Origin of the sequence: Endozoicomonas sp. G2_1 (genome assembly GCF_017744155.1) — a bacterium.
Classification (GTDB): Bacteria; Pseudomonadota; Gammaproteobacteria; order Enterobacterales; family Alteromonadaceae; genus JAGHQT01.
On the sequence record NZ_JAGHQT010000009.1, the window covers coordinates 97,197 to 114,846 of the forward strand.

At 42.4% G+C, this 17,650-nt stretch carries 18 protein-coding genes; 11 read left to right on the forward strand and 7 right to left on the reverse strand.

From position 1 onward, the window contains the following. Nucleotides 1-142 precede the first annotated feature (142 nt). The 7 genes from lptD to J7384_RS12120 all read left to right on the forward strand — a co-directional run bounded on the left by lptD (nucleotide 143) and on the right by J7384_RS12120 (nucleotide 9,038). On the forward strand, nucleotides 143-2,464 hold the full coding sequence (gene lptD, locus J7384_RS12090; RefSeq protein WP_209114361.1) for an LPS assembly protein LptD: 2,322 nt from the start codon (nucleotides 143-145) through the stop codon (nucleotides 2,462-2,464). 17 nt (nucleotides 2,465-2,481) lie between these two features. After that, nucleotides 2,482-3,789: a peptidylprolyl isomerase SurA gene (surA, locus tag J7384_RS12095; protein WP_209114363.1), complete on the forward strand. Its 1,308-nt coding sequence runs from the start codon at nucleotides 2,482-2,484 to the stop codon at nucleotides 3,787-3,789. Next, nucleotides 3,789-4,772, forward strand: a complete 984-nt coding sequence (pdxA, locus tag J7384_RS12100) for a 4-hydroxythreonine-4-phosphate dehydrogenase PdxA (protein WP_209114365.1) — start codon at nucleotides 3,789-3,791, stop codon at nucleotides 4,770-4,772. The genes surA and pdxA overlap by 1 nt, the downstream gene beginning before the upstream one ends. Beyond that, complete coding sequence (gene rsmA / locus J7384_RS12105) at nucleotides 4,769-5,578, forward strand: 16S rRNA (adenine(1518)-N(6)/adenine(1519)-N(6))-dimethyltransferase RsmA (protein WP_209114367.1); 810 nt, start codon at nucleotides 4,769-4,771, stop codon at nucleotides 5,576-5,578. The genes pdxA and rsmA overlap by 4 nt, the downstream gene beginning before the upstream one ends. Nucleotides 5,579-5,589: 11 nt before the next feature. Next, nucleotides 5,590-6,009, forward strand: coding sequence for a Co2+/Mg2+ efflux protein ApaG (apaG, locus tag J7384_RS12110; protein WP_247741771.1), 420 nt, complete (start codon nucleotides 5,590-5,592; stop codon nucleotides 6,007-6,009). 8 nt (nucleotides 6,010-6,017) lie between these two features. Beyond that, on the forward strand, nucleotides 6,018-6,827 hold the full coding sequence (locus tag J7384_RS12115) for a symmetrical bis(5'-nucleosyl)-tetraphosphatase (protein ID WP_209114369.1): 810 nt from the start codon (nucleotides 6,018-6,020) through the stop codon (nucleotides 6,825-6,827). Between the two features lie 192 nt (nucleotides 6,828-7,019). Beyond that, a complete protein-coding gene (locus J7384_RS12120) occupies nucleotides 7,020-9,038 on the forward strand; it encodes a methyl-accepting chemotaxis protein (protein WP_209114371.1) in 2,019 nt (672 codons plus the stop codon). A 79-nt stretch (nucleotides 9,039-9,117) separates the two neighbouring features. On the opposite strand, the gene folA is transcribed toward J7384_RS12120, so the two are convergent. The 4 genes from folA to rplU all read right to left on the reverse strand — a co-directional run bounded on the left by folA (nucleotide 9,118) and on the right by rplU (nucleotide 11,517). Then, complete coding sequence (gene folA, locus J7384_RS12125; RefSeq protein ID WP_209114373.1) at nucleotides 9,118-9,612, reverse strand: type 3 dihydrofolate reductase; 495 nt, start codon at nucleotides 9,610-9,612, stop codon at nucleotides 9,118-9,120. A 23-nt stretch (nucleotides 9,613-9,635) separates the two neighbouring features. Continuing rightward, nucleotides 9,636-10,790, reverse strand: coding sequence for an Obg family GTPase CgtA (gene cgtA / locus J7384_RS12130; RefSeq protein WP_209114375.1), 1,155 nt, complete (start codon nucleotides 10,788-10,790; stop codon nucleotides 9,636-9,638). Nucleotides 10,791-10,931: 141 nt separating this feature from the next. Then, the gene (rpmA, locus tag J7384_RS12135; protein WP_209114377.1) at nucleotides 10,932-11,189 is read right to left on the reverse strand and encodes a 50S ribosomal protein L27; all 258 of its coding nucleotides are present in this window, start codon (nucleotides 11,187-11,189) and stop codon (nucleotides 10,932-10,934) included. Between the two features lie 16 nt (nucleotides 11,190-11,205). Beyond that, nucleotides 11,206-11,517: a 50S ribosomal protein L21 gene (gene rplU, locus J7384_RS12140; protein ID WP_209114379.1), complete on the reverse strand. Its 312-nt coding sequence runs from the start codon at nucleotides 11,515-11,517 to the stop codon at nucleotides 11,206-11,208. Nucleotides 11,518-11,785: 268 nt separating this feature from the next. On the opposite strand from rplU, the gene ispB reads away from it, so the two are divergent. After that, nucleotides 11,786-12,757: an octaprenyl diphosphate synthase gene (gene ispB, locus J7384_RS12145; RefSeq protein ID WP_209114381.1), complete on the forward strand. Its 972-nt coding sequence runs from the start codon at nucleotides 11,786-11,788 to the stop codon at nucleotides 12,755-12,757. Nucleotide 12,758: 1 nt separating this feature from the next. On the opposite strand, the gene J7384_RS12150 is transcribed toward ispB, so the two are convergent. Then, nucleotides 12,759-13,607 (reverse strand): HDOD domain-containing protein, encoded by an 849-nt coding sequence (locus tag J7384_RS12150; protein WP_209114383.1) that lies wholly within the window; start codon nucleotides 13,605-13,607, stop codon nucleotides 12,759-12,761. 61 nt (nucleotides 13,608-13,668) lie between these two features. Then, entirely contained in the window at nucleotides 13,669-14,502 is an 834-nt protein-coding gene (locus J7384_RS12155) for a DUF2797 domain-containing protein (protein ID WP_209114385.1), read from the reverse strand. Nucleotides 14,503-14,597: 95 nt separating this feature from the next. Here J7384_RS12155 and J7384_RS12160 point away from each other — a divergent pair, with 95 nt between their 5' ends. Next, nucleotides 14,598-14,882, forward strand: coding sequence for a GIY-YIG nuclease family protein (locus tag J7384_RS12160; protein ID WP_247741772.1), 285 nt, complete (start codon nucleotides 14,598-14,600; stop codon nucleotides 14,880-14,882). Nucleotides 14,883-14,992: 110 nt separating this feature from the next. After that, nucleotides 14,993-15,700: a DUF3581 family protein gene (locus J7384_RS12165; RefSeq protein ID WP_209114387.1), complete on the forward strand. Its 708-nt coding sequence runs from the start codon at nucleotides 14,993-14,995 to the stop codon at nucleotides 15,698-15,700. Nucleotides 15,701-16,104: 404 nt separating this feature from the next. Here J7384_RS12165 and J7384_RS12175 read toward each other — a convergent pair whose 3' ends face one another. Continuing rightward, on the reverse strand, nucleotides 16,105-16,644 hold the full coding sequence (locus J7384_RS12175; protein WP_209114391.1) for a hypothetical protein: 540 nt from the start codon (nucleotides 16,642-16,644) through the stop codon (nucleotides 16,105-16,107). Between the two features lie 112 nt (nucleotides 16,645-16,756). Here J7384_RS12175 and J7384_RS12180 point away from each other — a divergent pair, with 112 nt between their 5' ends. Next, nucleotides 16,757-17,632 (forward strand): DNA ligase, encoded by an 876-nt coding sequence (locus J7384_RS12180; protein ID WP_209114393.1) that lies wholly within the window; start codon nucleotides 16,757-16,759, stop codon nucleotides 17,630-17,632. Nucleotides 17,633-17,650: the final 18 nt, after the last annotated feature.

A 17,650-nucleotide genomic window follows, 5' to 3' on the forward strand; every position in this document is an offset into this window, starting at 1 on the left:
TGTGTTCAATCTACTATAACCATGATTTTTGTTAAATTAATCTCTGGCTATTAGCCGTAACTAAAAAATTAAGATATTATAATCACGTTTCCAGGCAAATTTATTGATAAAAATAAAAATCACTGACTTTATCGGATATTAGATGTTCATTACCCGCAAATTTCCATGGCTAATTGCCGTTAGCTGTTTATCACCGCATGTATCCGCCCAAGTACAACCTCAGTCAGTGAATAAAGACGATAAAATCACCACTGCAGCTGCGCAAATTCCCGTCGTTAAAAGTTGTCCTATTCCTCAATACGCCACCATCGAAGGTGCGAATCTTGACGTTGACGATAATGACATTGTGATCAACTCGACAACCGTTAATATGCGCCAAGATAAATTTGCCGAATTTAATGGTGATGTAACGCTAGTAAAAAGTGACCAACGCATTAAAGCTCAACGACTAAATTTTGATCGCGAACAAAGCACGATAACGGCCGAAGGAGATATTCACTTTCAAAGCGACAGTATTAATGTTTTTGCCGACCGTTTATCAGCAAGTGAGCAAGCCGCACAAACGGAATTGATTAACTCTTCTTACCAACTGGCCAACAACCCCGGTCATGGCAGCGCGGCTGCGTTGAAAATAAAGCTCGACGGCACGGTTGTTTTGGTCGATTCAAGTTTTACTACCTGTTACGGCGACACCCCTGACTGGCAAATTAGCGCGAGCGAAATTAGCATTTCAGCCAAAGACAATGTCGGCAAAGCCTATAACGCTAGATTAGAAATTTTTGACGTACCGGTATTTTACTTACCCTACTTTACATTTCCTGTAACTGAAGCACGTAAATCTGGCTTTTTGTACCCGAGTATTAGTTCAAGCCAAAATTCAGGCTTAACTATTGAGACACCGTATTATTGGAATATTGCGCCCAATTACGACGCAACTATCACACCAAGATATATGTCAAAGCGCGGCCTTCAACTATTAACTGAGTTTAGGTACTTACACGAGCAACAAAGCGGTATTATCGATCTAGAGTATCTGCACAAAGACGATGAATTAGTTAACGACAACGATCCTAGATATTTGGCACGTTTTCAACACACAGGGACCTTTTCAGAACGCTTTCGTGCCCATATTGATTACACAACCATCAGTGACGACAACTATTTAATTGATATTGGTAGCCAACACTACAACGCCAATGACGCCTACTTGTATCAAGTTGGTGAATTAGCTTACTTTGCCGATACCTGGCAAGTGACAGCCAAACTACAAGATTTTGATATTTTGGGCAGTAGCACCGCAAGCTATAAAACCTTGCCACAATTGGCATTTAGCAGCCAAACACCATTAGGGTTTAGCAATGCGAGCTTCGATGTTTATTCTGAACTCAGTAATTTTGTCGGTAAAGATGCTGACCAACAAGACGCTCAACGCTATCACGTTGAAGCGGGATTCAACTTGCCATTTAACACACCTGCATGGTTTTTAAATTCCGAGTTAAAGGTATTACAGACATACTTTGAACAAGAACAGAGCCAAAATAATAGCAATTTAGAAGAACATGTTAGCCGAACACTTCCGAAATTGCGTATCCATGGTGGCGTTAACTTTGACCGAGCCTTGAGCCACCCTAAACTGGCAGGCTACACGCAAACGTTAGAGCCTCAGCTACAGTACCTTTACATCCCCGAGCGGGACCAAACCAATATTGGCATCTACGACACCAATATTTTGCAGGATAATTACGACGGACTGTTTAGAGATCGCCGAGTTAGTGGCCTCGATCGGGTTATTCAAGCAAACCAAGTTTCTTGGGGTGTCACCAGCCGAATTCTCGATCCGAGTAACGAAGAGGTATTTCGCTTTAGCGTCGGTAAAATCAATTATTTCAACAACAGTAATGAGCGCATTAATCAGCAACAAGGCTTAAATATCGACAGCTCAGCATTAGCTGCTGAAACCTACTTTAGAATTAACCAGCAATGGCAGGTTAGCGCCGATATTCAGTACAACACCGAAGAAGACTCAACCAGCCAAAGTCAATTTAGCTTAGACTATCACTTTAACAAAAATGACAGCCTGCAATTGAACCATAGGTATAATAATGATGTCTCAGGTGTTAACCTTGAACAAATATCGCTGTTAAGTCAGCTGACTCTGAATAAAGATTGGCGTTTTGTCGGCCGCATAACGCAAGACTTGCGAGACAAACGCAGCTTAGAAAGCTATGCTGGCTTTCAATATGAAAGTTGCTGTTGGGCGGTTAGGTTTGCCTATCACAGACACATCAATTCTAATTTGGGGCTACCGAACAACTTCAACGATAACCGCGAACAATTTAACAGTGGTTTCGTGTTACAGTTTGTTTTTAAAGGGTTAACAGGTAAACAAACTTCGCTAAGTACCGAAGACATGCTCAACGCCAGTATTTTTGGTTACAAGCGTCCGTATTTTCTAAACAATTAGTCAAAGAATATTTTTACATGAAAAAGTTATTTAAAACTTACTTAGTTACAGGTTCATTAGCACTGAGCTTAATGTTTAACTTGTCTGTGCAAGCAAAGCCTGAACAAATCGACCGCGTTGCCGCTATAGTCGACTCAGGTGTTGTGCTCGAGTCTGAAGTGCAAGCTCTTTTAGAAAACATTAAAGCAAATGCCCAGAGAAACAATCAAAGTTTACCGTCTGACCGAGCCTTGCGCACACAAGTCATCGACAAGCTGATCAACGACAGCATTGTGCTGCAACTAGGCGAGCGTATGGGCGTGCAAGTGAGCGATGCTCAACTCGACGACACCTTGTCTAATATGGCCAGAGAAAACAACCTATCGTTGGAACAACTGCGCGATAGCATGGTAAATGACGGTATTGATTACGAGCGTTATCGAGAAAATATTCGCAACGAATTAATTTCCGGTGAAGTGCGTCGCGCCAATATTCGCCGCCGTATTTACATCTCAGAGCAAGAAATTGCCAACTTGCTCGATGCCATGAAAGAGCAATCGAATACCAATATTGAATACAACTTAGGTCACATCCTTATTGAATTTCCAAGTGAGCCCACTCAAGCTGATATTAACAGTGCTAAAGATCGCGCAGACAAAGTACTAGAACTTTTAAACAACGGTTCAGACTTTACTAAAATAGCAATTGCGTCATCAGGTGCCGGCGATGCCCTTAGCGGTGGTGATATGGGTTGGCAAACAGTTAATGAAATGCCAACCTTATTCTCTGAAGTTGTTGATGGTCAAGACAAGGGAGCAGTTTTTGGTCCAATTCGCACCGGCCTTGGTTTCAGTATCATCAAAGTACTCGATATTCGCGGCCGTGAGGTAATGGAAGTTGAAGAAGTTAAGTCTCGTCACATATTGATCAAGCCTTCAATTATCGTTAGCGAGAGCAAAGCAGAAAGCATTCTTAAAGATTTTCTCGCCCAAGTAAAAGCTGGCGAAGCGGACTTTGCCGAGCTTGCTAAAGAGCACTCAGAAGGACCAACCTCCGTAAGAGGTGGTGATTTAGGCTGGGCAGATCCAAACTCATACGACCCAGCGTTTAAAGATGCCCTTGCGCGCTTAAAAGTTGATGAATATCACGAACCATTCCGTTCATCGTTTGGCTGGCATTTAGTACAATTGACTGGTAGAAGAACATTGGACGCAACGGCACAGATGAACGAAAACAGAGCCTATCAATTGCTGTATAACCGTAAGTTTAACGTTGAAAATGTGCGTTGGATGAAAGAAAAACGCGACGAAGCGTATATTGAAATTATTGAACAAGGCGAAAACTAATGGTTAAACGGATTGCCATTACACCGGGCGAACCCGCGGGTATCGGCCCGGACCTTGCGATATCAATTGCTCAACAGGCTTGGCCTGTTGAGCTTGTTGTTATTTGCTGCCCTGATATGTTGCTCGAACGAGCAAAGCAGTTGGGCCTGCCATTAACGCTAATTGACTACGACGCCAACAAACCTTGTCAACCACAGGCGGCGCAAACCCTCACCATTTTGCCGGTAGAAACGGCAGAACCTTGTATTGCCGGTGAGCTCAATGCCAACAATGGACCTTATGTTGTTGAAACACTACGCATTGCCAGCGAAAAGAATATTTCAGGTGAATTCGATGCCGTTGTCACAGGCCCTGTACACAAAGGCTTAATCAATAAATCAGGTTTAGCGTTTAGCGGTCATACCGAGTACTTCGCCCATCAAGCAAATTGTTCCGATGTCGTCATGATGCTGGCAACAGAAGGTTTGCGCGTTGCACTGGTTACGACACACATTCCATTAGCTTATGTCGCTAAAGCGATTACCCCAGAGCGCTTACAAAAAGTCACTCGTATTCTTCATCAAGATTTGATCAGCAAGTTTGGCATTGAACACCCTACCATTTATGCCTGTGGCATTAATCCTCATGCCGGAGAAGGTGGTCACTTAGGTCGTGAGGAAATCGAAATACTTGACCCGACCTTCGAAGCTCTGCGTGCTGATGGTATCAATATTGTTGGCCCTTTACCTGCCGATACTATTTTTCAAGATAAGTACTTAAAGCAAGCAGATGCTATTCTCGCGATGTACCACGATCAAGGCCTCCCTGTGCTAAAATATAAAGGTTTTGGTTCTTCGGTTAATATTACGCTGGGGCTGCCTTTTGTCAGAACATCAGTTGACCACGGCACTGCGACCGATTTAGCCGGTACTGGCCAAGCAGACTGCGGCAGTTTTATCGCCGCCATTAATAGCGCAATCGATTTATCAAAAAATAATACATGAACAAAAACTCTCATTTAGGCCACCAAGCTAAAAAACGCTTTGGTCAAAACTTTCTCAACAACGAAGCCATCATTAGTAATATCGTTGACGCGATCAACCCGGAACCCGGTGAAAACTTAATCGAAATTGGTCCAGGTTTAGGCGCCCTAACCGAACCAGTTGTTGAGCGCGCTGGCAAGCTTGCTGTTGTTGAGCTCGATCGAGATCTCGCTCATCGCTTGCGCCATCACCCCTTTTTGTCTGAGCACTTAACCATTCACGAAATCGACGCATTGAAGTTCGACTTCGCGAGCGTTGCCAGTGAAGACGCACCACTGAGAATTTTTGGTAACCTACCCTACAATATTTCAACACCGCTAATCTTTCACTTACTTGCGTTTAAGGCAAGTGTCAAAGACATGCACTTTATGTTGCAAAAAGAAGTAGTTGATCGGATGGCAGCGATGCCAAACACCAAAGCATACGGTCGACTGTCGATTATGACTCAGTACCAGTGCCAAGTGATGCCGGTAATGGAAATTGGCCCCGAGCATTTTACTCCGGCGCCTAAAGTCGACTCAGCCATTGTCCGTTTAATTCCTCATAAAACATTTGCTAAACAAGCTAAGAGTTTAGAGACCTTAAATAAGGTTTGTGTGACGGCGTTTAATCAACGACGGAAAACCATACGCAACAGCTTTAAAAAGTTAATTGACGTCGAACAGTTAACTGAATTGTCGATAGATCCGACGTTGCGACCGGAAAACTTAACGATTGAACAATACATAGATTTAGCTAATCTGGTTTATGACCAAGAGCAGCCATAAGTCAAACAGTCTTGAGCCAAACTGCCCAGAGCCAAAAAGTAATGAGTTATCAGTTGCCCTACACAGATTCAGTTAACATTGCCGTTGATAGTCAATTTTTAGCTAACCATTCAGATCCTGAAGAGCACAACTACGCCTTCAGTTACACCATTACCATTACTAATAATAGTGAGCATGCCTTACAACTGAAATCGAGAAGCTGGCTAATTACCGATGCCAATGGTGATACCTCAACCGTTGAAGGTGCCGGCGTTGTTGGCCAACAACCTAGACTAACACCAGGACAAAGCTTTACCTACACCAGTGGTTGTGTACTTAAAACACCATTGGGTACAATGCAGGGTCATTACGTCTTTGAAAGTGATGACGGCCAAGCGTGTAAAGCCCCTATTGATGTTTTTCGACTAGCACAGCCCAATATTTTACACTGAGAAAAGTAATGGCTATTTATTTGGTCGGTGATATTCAGGGCTGCTACCAAGAGCTTCGAGCTTTACTCGAACAAGTCGCCTTTGACCCAACTAAAGATGAGCTATGGCCAGCTGGCGATATCGTCGCACGAGGACCTGACTCATTAGCTACTATTCGCTACCTCAAATCGCTTGGTGAAAGTTGTAAAATGGTCTTAGGCAATCACGACTTGCATCTACTCGCCACTTACTACGGTATTAAAAAGGTCAAAAAACAAGACTTGCTGGATGACTTACTCGCCGCCGACGATGTTGATGAATTAATGGATTGGTTAATTCAACAGCCCTTGCTCAGACAAATTAACAATGAAAATGCTTATGTCAGTCACGCAGGTATTAATCCTCAGTGGAGTGTCAAACAAGCAGTCAAATCAGCGCGTTTTACTGAGAAAAAGTTAACGTCAAAAAACAAGCTAAAGTGGCTCAACAGAATGTATGGCAATGAGCCCAACAACTGGCAGCAAGTAGAAAGTAAAACTGACCGCTTTCGCTTTACCATCAACAGCTTCACTCGCATGCGTTATTGCTTACTCGACGGCAGCTTAGAGTTTCAGTGTAAATTGCCTATTAAACAATCACCAAAAAACGTAAAACCGTGGTTTCAGTTAAGCGATGCCATCAAAACGAATACTTGGGTTTTTGGTCATTGGGCTGCACTAATGGGAGAAACTAAAAAAGCGTCATTATACGCGCTAGACACAGGTTGCGTTTGGGGTGGTCATCTAACTATGCTACGTTGGCATGACAAAGCGCTATTTAGCCAAGCAAAAATTTGCTAACAGGGATGAAAAAGCCAATACGCTTGTTATAATGAATCTTTGTGATTAAGTATTTTTAGTCACAACCGATAATAATAAAAGCCATAATAATAAATAATGAACGTTAATAATCTTGATATAAATGGCTCGGTGGTTTAACCACATGTAAAACAAATATTAAGCAATAATCCTGTTTCAAATTGGCGGTAATTTATGAATTTAAAAGTTGCAACGAAGATATTCGGCGGTTTTACCGTAATAACCCTGTTGCTAATAGCATCGAGTGTTATCTCTCTATATAACCTCAGCACCATTCACAGCTCTACCTTACAACAGAACGAGCTAGCAATTCCGACATTGAAGGGAAGCAATGAACTAGCAGTAGATCTGGCCGCGATGAGTAGCCTGACTTTACGCGCTTACTATCAAAGTGAACTCGCTCCGTTAGCGACTAACCGACAAGAATTTGAACGTTTTGATAGCAAGTTTTCAAAGGCTTTAAAGAAGCTTTCTAGTGTAGTCAAAGACGAGCCTCAACTAAGTAGTAACCTCAATAAAGTGAATCAAATTCACAGTAGCTTTGTCGGCAATGTAAATGACGTATTTAACAATCGCCGTAGAAGCATCGAGTTGACGAGCCAATTGTCTGAGCAAGTCGATACCATTGAAGAAGTTGCCGATGAAGCCGCTACTCTGTTACTGGATTTAGCTGACCATGATTTGGCCGATACGCGCTTGCAGCGCGCGGTTAGCTTGGGTGAGCAAATTGAAACTCAACTCAACTCTATGGTTAGCTCATCATTTGAATACCGAGATTCAATTGAATCTGGTTCAGTACAGCTCATTGAAAGTGAAATTACCAATGCGCTTGATACCATCACTCGCTCACTTGGCGACGTATCATCTGAGTTAACGAAACACAATGCCAACGATATCAACGACGATTTAACCGCCAGCTATAACAAATTAAGAGACTTAGTTGATGGTGACAGCGGTCAATTTGCGCTAAAGGCACAACAACTTGAAGCAATGCGTGTTGCGACTGAAAAACAAGCCGCAGCTAATGCCGATGTTGAAGCGGGTAAACTAACCCTTGCTAAACAAGTACAACTTGCCAACCAAACAACCCTCGATGCTGCTGAGCAAGTAGAAGGTTCAGTAAGCCAAGGCAATACGGTTACCACAACTATTATGGTTATTTCTATTGTTATTGCCGTCGCTATCGCATACGTCACCTTAATTAGTATTACTCGCCCACTCGACCGGGTGAACAAAATGCTGAACATTGTTGCCTCTGGTGACTTATCACATAAACTTGATGAAAGTGGTGCAGACGAGTTTGCTCAACTAGCGAAAAACTGTAACTTGCTTATCGACAGCTTGCGCAACCTAATTCAAGGTATTGTGAGTCGTTCAACTCAGTTAGCCGCGGCAGCAGAGCAAACGTCTGCAGTGACCGCGCAGAGCACAACAGCGATTGAAGAACAGCGCAATCAGGTTGAACAAGCAGCTTCAGCAACCACTGAAATGAGCAGTACTTCGCAAAGTGTATTGTCTAGTGCCAACGACGCATTAGGTGAAATTAAACAAGCCGACGACGAAGCAGAGCGCGTTAAGACTATTTCAGAACGCAACAAAGCAACTATTGAACAACTGGCCAATGAAGTTGAATCTGCTTCGCAAGTTATTAACAAGCTACAACAAGACAGCGCTTCAATCGGTGGTATCTTGGATGTAATTCGCGGTATTGCCGAGCAAACTAACTTGCTTGCACTAAACGCCGCTATTGAAGCAGCTCGTGCTGGTGAACAAGGCCGAGGCTTTGCCGTAGTAGCAGATGAAGTAAGAACGCTTGCAAGTCGTACGCAAGAGTCGACACAAGAAATTCAAAACATGATTGAAGTGCTGCAAACAGGTGCAGAAAAAGCAGTAACTGTAATGGATACGGGTAAGTCGCAAGCAGCAAATTGTGTCGAACAGAGTGAACAAGCTAATGCTGCACTTGAAACGATTACTCACGCGGTTCACGAAGCTTACGATCGCAGTACGCAAATTGCGACTGCAGCCGAAGAACAAAGTGTCGTTGCTCATGAAATTAGCGAAAACCTTGAGTCTATCGTTGCTATTGCTGAGCAAACAACTGCAGGTTCACAACAAACGGCAAGTTCAAGTGGTGAAGTAGCGAAACTTGCAGAGGAACTGCAGCAATCAGTGCAAGAGTTTAAGCTTTAATCACCAAACAATAAGCATAAAAAAACCAGCCAAATGGCTGGTTTTTTTATTGCCGAATATAGCGTTAAACACTTATCGATTAGTTTTCAGCTTTTTGATAAAGGCAGAACTTTAAGTCGTAGGCATTTTTGTCGTCAGCTTGATAAAGCTCACAATACTGCTCTTGCCAATTTGCTAAATCATATTTTGGGAAGTGAGTGTCACCATCGATATCAGCATCAATATGAGTGATATACAATCGCTCTGCCGCAGGCATACAATGCTGATAAATAGCGCCGCCGCCTATCACCATGACTTCTTCAACTTCACCTGCAACTACCAGTGCCTGCTCAACCGAATTGACCACATCAACGCCCTCTGGACAATAACCATCAGATCGCGTGATCACGATATTTTGCCTCCCGGGTAGTGGGCGACCAATCGACTCAAAGGTTTTACGCCCCATAACGACAGGCTTACCCAGAGTTGTTTTCTTGAAATAAGCTAAATCAGCAGGTAAGTGCCAAGGCATATCATTGTCTTTACCAATGACACGGCCATTGGCGTGGGCAACTATCATAGATAATATGGTCATGTTCTTGCCTATCTCAGTTGCCGTTACTTGCGATACTCGACTTCTACATCGTAGTCGTCTTCGTTCCAATCATCATCATCGAGATCATCCCACTCAGAAATAGTTTCTTCGTGATAAGTATCCCATTTAAACTCAACGGCCTTTTCTTCGGCATCAGGTACCAATTCAGCAGGCAGCTCTTCAATAAAGCTCATCAAATTGCCACAAAGTTCATCGGTACCTAGCTTGTTAAAAGCTGAAATACTGTAAACTTCGCCTTGCCAATCGAGCTCTTTAACAATTCTGTCGGTAAGCTCTTGAGCTTCTTCTTCAAGTAATAAATCCAATTTATTCAGCACTAACCAACGCGGTTTCGCAGCTAACTCTGGCGAGTATTGTTCTAACTCACCGATAATTGTTTTAGCATTTTCAACCGGATCCGTTTGATCGACTGGCATCACATCAACGAGGTGTAACAATACGCGACAACGCTCTAAATGCTTAAGAAATTGTACCCCTAAGCCGGCGCCATCAGCTGCTCCTTCAATTAAACCAGGGATATCCGCAATAACAAAACTGCGTTGAGCATTAAGGCGGACAACCCCTAAGTTAGGTACTAAGGTAGTAAATGGATAATCAGCTACTTTAGGCTTAGCGGCAGAGACACTGCGAATTAAGGTCGACTTACCGGCGTTTGGTAAACCGAGTAAGCCAACATCAGCTAACAAGAGTAATTCGAGTTTGAGGTTGCGAATTTCACCCGGAGTACCATTGGTTTTTTGGCGAGGAGCGCGATTAGTACTACTTTTAAAACGGGTATTTCCTAAACCATGCCAACCACCTTTGGCCACCATTAGCTTTTGCTTGTGCTGGGTTAAATCACCAATTTGCTCACCGGTATCTTGATCAACAGCGCGAGTACCAACGGGCACTTTCAAATATAAATCGTCAGCACTTTTACCCGTACAGTTTCGGCTTTGGCCATTATCACCGCGTTTTGCTTTGTGAAAACGCTCAAAGCGATAATCAATCAAGGTGTTTAGGTTTTCGTCGGCAATTAAGTAAACGTCGCCGCCATCACCGCCGTCGCCACCATCAGGGCCACCAAATTCTACGTATTTTTCACGGCGAAAACTGACACAGCCATTGCCGCCGTCACCAGCTTCTACTCTTATTTCAGCTTCATCTACAAACTTCATGCGATCGTTAACCTAAACTTGTGCTAATGCGCTAATTATAAACTCATTCCCCCTAAATAGGCAGAACGATAATTTGATATTTTTTAATCCATAAAAAAAGCCCCGCTAACTGCGGGGCTTTTTGCAAACAGTTACTAATAATTATTCAGCAACGATGCTAACAAACTTGCGGTTTTTAGGACCTTTTACTTCAAACTGAACTTTACCGTCAGTTAAAGCAAATAATGTGTGGTCTTTACCGATGCCCATGTTGTTACCAGCGTGGAATTTAGTACCACGTTGACGAACGATGATGTTACCAGCTAAAACTGACTCGCCACCGAAACGCTTAACACCTAGGCGTTTGCTTTCTGAATCACGACCGTTACGTGTACTACCTGCAGCCTTCTTATGTGCCATTTTAAATCGCTCCTAATTAGCCGTTAATACCAGTAATCTTCACTTCAGTGAACCATTGACGATGGCCCGCTTGCTTGCGTGAATGCTTACGACGTTTAAATTTAACAATTTTAACTTTATCAGCACGGCCTTGAGCAACAACCTCAGCCGTAACTTTACCACCAGCAATGTAAGGCGCGCCTACATTGATGTCATCGCCATTTGCGATCATTAAAACGTTATCAAAATCTACTGATGCACCAACTTCAAGTTCAAGCTTTTCTAAGCGAACAGTTTGGCCTTCAGTAACACGGTGCTGTTTACCACCACTTTGGAATACCGCGTACATAGCTACTCCGTAATGCGCCATTAATCTTAGCGCTAAATTTAAAAATATAGGGCGCGAATTCTACGCCAACATTTGCCGTATCGCAAGTCTAAAAGTGATCATTTTTTAGTTTTTTCGTCATTATTTTATCAATCGCCGCTCAAACCTTTATTATTGAGTGATTTGGTGTAAACTCTCGGTCAATTTTATCGCCTAAAGAGCGCTAACTTGCTACACTATTCAACAGTTTTGTTAACAGGTTAGTCATCACCTAACGTTCAGAGTTCTTATGCTTCTCAAAGATATACAAGCTTTAGCTGAGCACGATATGCAAGCGGTTAATTCGCTTATTTATCAGCAGTTACAATCAGATGTTGCCCTAATTAATCAATTGGGCATTTATATTGTTAATGGCGGCGGTAAGCGAATGAGACCTTTGCTCACTGTACTTGCTGCACGAGCATTGGGCTATCAGGGCGAAAAACACTGTGAACTAGCCGCGATTATTGAATTTATTCATACCGCGACTTTGCTTCACGACGATGTTGTAGATGAGTCAGAATTGCGACGCGGCCGCGAAACGGCTAACGCCTTATTTGGCAATAGCGCCAGTGTTTTAGTGGGTGATTTTTTATACACCCGCTCATTTCAAATGATGGTTGATCTCAACGACATGCGCATTATGCAGGTGCTAGCAGATGCAACAAACAAAATTTCAGAGGGTGAAGTACTACAGTTGATGAACTGTAACGATCCTGAAACCACTGAAGCAAGCTACATGCAGGTAATTTACTGCAAAACTGCAAAATTATTTGAAGCGGCCACTCAGTTGGCCGCAATATTAGCCCAAAAAAACGCTGATATTGAACAAGCAATGACCTTATACGGTATGCACTTAGGCACAGCTTTTCAGCTAATTGACGATGTCATGGATTACACCGCCGACAGCGCCGAAATGGGGAAAAACGTTGGTGACGATCTCGCTGAAGGTAAACCAACGCTACCTTTACTTTACGCCATGCACAACGGTTCTGTCGAACAAAGCGCGCTCATTCGAGAGGCGATTGAAAAAGCCAATGGCATGGAGCATTTAGAGGCTATTTTAACAGCAATGTCAGAAACTGGCGCTTTAGAATACGCGCGCAAAATAGCAGAACAAGAAGCGGATAAAGCGATTAATGCCTTATCTGTACTGCCAGAATCAGATCACAAACAGGCGCTAATTAGCTTGGCAAACCTCGCGGTTAACAGAAGCCACTAAGTTAAAAAACATTAGCCGCATTTGGAGCAATAATCGCAAGGATTGAAAATTGCTCCACTTGAGCAAACTCCAGTGCTTTATTCAAATCTTGCTCAGTCAAACTGACCTCGTTCAACAATTGTTCATTGATTAAATCTGTATAATTCAACTTATCGTAGTAAGCCTGTCTCAGCATGATACGCTTGGCAACATGCAACAATTTCACATCGATATTTAGTGAACTAAGCTCTTCATCTTGGTCTTGACGGCGAATCGGCTCTACAATACTAAAAGGCAATTGCCAACACTTAAATAGCTCGGCACTGCACTGTGCATAACTAAACCCCAATAATTGTGTCTGCTTATGCCAAGGTAAAAGCTGCCCTTGCCCAGGTGTCGCTTGCTCAACGACTTCAGGGTTGTAATGAGCAACAACCAACTCGCCTAAATTGTGCAGTAAACCAAGGACAAACAGCCGCTCAGCGTTTGGTACTTTTAACTGATGCCCTAACGCTTTTATCACCAAGGCAGTAAACACGCTATCAAGCCAAAAATTATCTAAATATTTGCTATCGGCCTCGAGGTTCTTAAATGCATCACTAGTACATTTAGCAATCACTAAGTTGTAAATTTCAGTAATACCAAGAACTAGTATTGCTTTAGATAAGGTATCAATTTTACGCGGATAGTTGAAAAACGAACTATTGGCTAACTTAAGCACTGACGCCGCTAAAGCGGGATCAACTAAAATAACATCAGCAATGTCATCAATAGTAGAGCTCTCATCGTCAATGAGGGCTTTTATCTGTAAAAAGGAATCAGATAAAACAAAAATATCGCTCGCTTGCTTGGCAAGTTCACTTGCTGTCATATAGTACTCGTTCTCAATTGCAACCAATAAAACTAATACCTATCTATAAGATAAGAAATTTTTAGCTGATTTCAACACTAACTTGATAAGCGCCGTATTTTCGAATATTGATTACGCCAGTGTCGAGTAATAAATATTGCCCTTTGATTCCTTGAATAACACCTGAAATGGTCGGTGTTTTATCCAGATTTAACGACGTGATTTTCTCGGGATATTGATTAATAGGATAGGTTAACTCGACGACATCTTCATCTAAAGCTTCGATGCAGTCTTCACCATATTTTGCTTTGATGTCGGCGAGTTTTTCTTCAATCATTGGCATTAGCTGTTGCGCTTGTTGCTTTAAATCAATCACTGCTGCTGGCTCCTTGAGCATAGCGCGCCAATTGGTTTTATCGTTGATAAAGTCAGCAAGTGCAACTTCAACTAAGCCCGAAATCAAGCGACTTTTGACATAAAAAATAGGCAACGCTTGGCTAGCGCCTTGGTCAACCCAACGGGTCGGAATTTGAGTATGGCGGGTAATCCCCACTTTTACGCCAGAAGTATTGGCCAAATAAACATAGTGGCCAATCATGCAATTGCGCTCTCCCCACGCAGGTTCGCGGCAAGTGCCTTGATCAAAGTGACAGGTTTCAGGTTTCATCACACACATATCACATTGCGCAAGCCTTTGAGTACAGGGATAACAAAAGCCTTGTGAATAACTTTTTTTAGTCGCTTGACCACAGTGACTGCACTTTATCTCACCATCAAAGTTAATGGTTAGGGTTTTACCCAATAACTGATTGAGCGCTATGCGCTCTTGCCCTACTGGTAAGGCGTATTCGATATCGCCGTTTTTAAATAATTGGCTACTCAATTTGGCTAGAGCACCAGAAGCTGTTTGATTCATATAATTGCTATTTTAATTTGTTTTTATCTCGACTAATTATACCTTGTTCCCGCTATAATAGACTAACTTCAGTATAGAATATTGATAAAGTACTTATGTCGAGCAGTAAGCCCTGGTACGTATACATGCTTAGGTGTTGTGACAACAGCTTATATACAGGCGTAACAACAGATATAGAACGACGAGTAGCAGAACACAATACGAGTAACAAGGCCGCCAAGTACACCAGAGTAAGACGCCCGGTAGCATTGGCTTATGCAGAACAGCAAGAAAACCGAGTACTTGCCTGTAAGCGAGAATACCAACTCAAGCAGCTAACCAAGAGAGAAAAAGAGCAACTAGTCTCAAACCAGAACAGTCAATATTCGCGACAGCAATAGTCAAGATTACCAGCAAAGCTGGTCTGCTTAGTGGTTTTGTTTTCGATTTAACCCGACCAACTTGCTAGAATAGCGCGTTTTTTATTATTTATTCTTATTAGAACGCCAAAATGTTTATCGAACAGTACTATCATACCAAGCAAGACCAAATATTTTTTAGCCGCCAGCAAGCAAGTGATTTTGCCAAAAATATCGCTGACGACTTTAATCCTCTTCACGATATCGACGCCAAAAAGTTTTGTGTTCCTGGCGACTTATTGTTCGCAGTAATGCTGGCTAAACTCGGTTTGTACGAAAATATGCACTTTAATTTTTTAGGTATGGTCAGTAACGACATCAACCTAAACTTTCCAAGTGTAATTGAAGACACAGCTACCGTTACTGACGACAATGGCAAAGAATTTTTAAGTGTCAGTGCCCATGGTACGCATAGCAAAGACGATAAATTAATTGACTCGCTCACCAAAGCCTATGTCGAATTTTCTGGTCACACCTTCCCACATATATTAGTTAAATTGATGGCGGAAAACGGCGTCATGATTAACCCAACTCGGCCAATGATTATGTACGAAAGCATGTCGATTACCCTATCTAGCTTTCCTCAAGCAGAGGTAGAACTTGCATTGGCTGATACTAGTCTGACGATTGAAGGCAAGCGAGCTACCGCCTGCTTACAATTTGATTTGATTGCTAACCAGCAAGTCATTGGTCACGGCAAAAAGCACATGTTATTAAGTGGTTTACGTCCGTATTGCGCAGACACTATGGACAAAGTAGTGGCCGACTACATCGAGAAAAAAGCCAACTATACTGCTTAATTTTCTGGTAAAAACAAGCGCTGGAGGCTATCAACGCCGCCAGCGCTTAGCAAACAAGGCATCTAATTTCTTCGCGCTACTGTTCGTCATTTTTTGCACTTTTCTCAGCCAAACTCGCGCCCAATTGTATTCTCTACTCAGCATCGCTAAACCAAGCGGCAAAAAGATAAACGCGGGCCCAGGTAAAATAACAAAAACAGTCCCGACGAACACCAAAAAAAACCACCAAGTAACCACAGCTTTCTTTTTATTTGCTCCAAAACAGCAACCCTCTCAAGATAAAGACAAAATTTGAAAGCAGCTTTAACGCCAATAAATTAGTCTTTAAATATCAAATAGATAAAAAATATCATCAGAGGTGACATTTATTTTTGGTCAATTTCACCAATATTTATCACGCTGAGCTAATACTGCTGTTCGAAGATGACCTGCTGTCGCTGCTTGTCTTCTGCACACCAAACAAAGTCTTGCATCGTTTTAGTATTGCGACAACGTTTAGGCGACTGATAAAAATTCAGCCAAGCTTGCAGCTGCTTGCCTTGATACTTGCTTTTTATCACTACAGGGTTATTGGCAACAAGTGACGTTAACGGCTTACGCGTTTCATGCTTGTTGACACTTGCTTGATGCTTTTTCGCCGCAATACTCTTCTGTTTACTGGCGACCTTTTTCTTTTTACTCCCCTTTTTACCTTTACTCTTGGTATTGCTTTTACCTGTCAATTGACCGCGTTTGCACAACTGTAGCTTTTTCCACGCTTTGTCTTCTTGCGTTTTTAGCGACTGTTGACGCTTCGCACTATTGCCTTGCTTTTGCTTAATCTGCAACAACTTTAGTTTATTTTCATAGGACTGACAGTCTTGCTGACCGGCACTCGCGATATTAACAACAGCAAGTACCAAGCAGCTTATTGAAACAAAGAAAAAAGATTGGCTGGCTCTCATAAGTTATCCTTAACTTGAAGATTCGTATTATTAGCATAGTTGCTGTCGGCAATACTGACAAACTAGCGCTATACTCTCGATAAGGATTGTTCGATATTAGCAAGGAGCTGGTATGAAAATACTACAATTTTTAGCCATCACATTGGTTATCTCACTTACCTCTCATGCAGAAAGCACTGCAACTAAAACGTTAAAACTTCAACACGGCGTTGTTTATAAATCTCAATTAAATATTGGCGATTACTGGGTGAGTGAAAAGCTCGATGGCGTTCGCGGTTATTGGGATGGTCAACATCTATATACCAGGCGGGGAAATCAAATTCACGCCCCGAAATGGTTCAGCCAGTATTGGCCAAAGCACGCGTTGGACGGAGAGCTGTGGGCTGGACGAGGAAGGTTTGAGTTCGCATCAGGCTGTGTTAGGCGCAAAACAGATAACGATTCATGTTGGCAACAAATGACTTTTATGGTCTTCGATTTACCCGACCACGGTGGTAACTTCAGCCAACGAGTTCAAGCAATGAATACACTACAACAAAGTATCACTGACCAATCTCTTGATATTGTCAGGCAGCGACAGTTAAGTTCAAATCAAGCATTAGACAACATGCTCAATACCGTTGTCGCTTCTGGCGGCGAAGGTCTCATGCTTCATCACCAAGATGCAAGTTATCAAGCAGGACGAAATCCCCAATTAATGAAGTTAAAACGCTATCAAGATGCCGAAGCCGTAGTCTTAGCCCATTTACCCGGTAAAGGTAAATACAGCGGCAAACTTGGTGCACTGTTAGTAGAAACTCCAGCAGGCGTTCAATTCAAAATAGGATCTGGCTTTACCGACAAACAACGGCAATATCCACCTGAAGTCGGTGCTACCGTGACTTACAAATATTATGGCGTTACTAAAAATAATATCCCTCGTTTTGCCAGTTTTTTACGAGTAAGGGTCACAGATGTTGATCAAAATACCAATGCATCTAAAAAGTAAAAACAATAACAGAATATG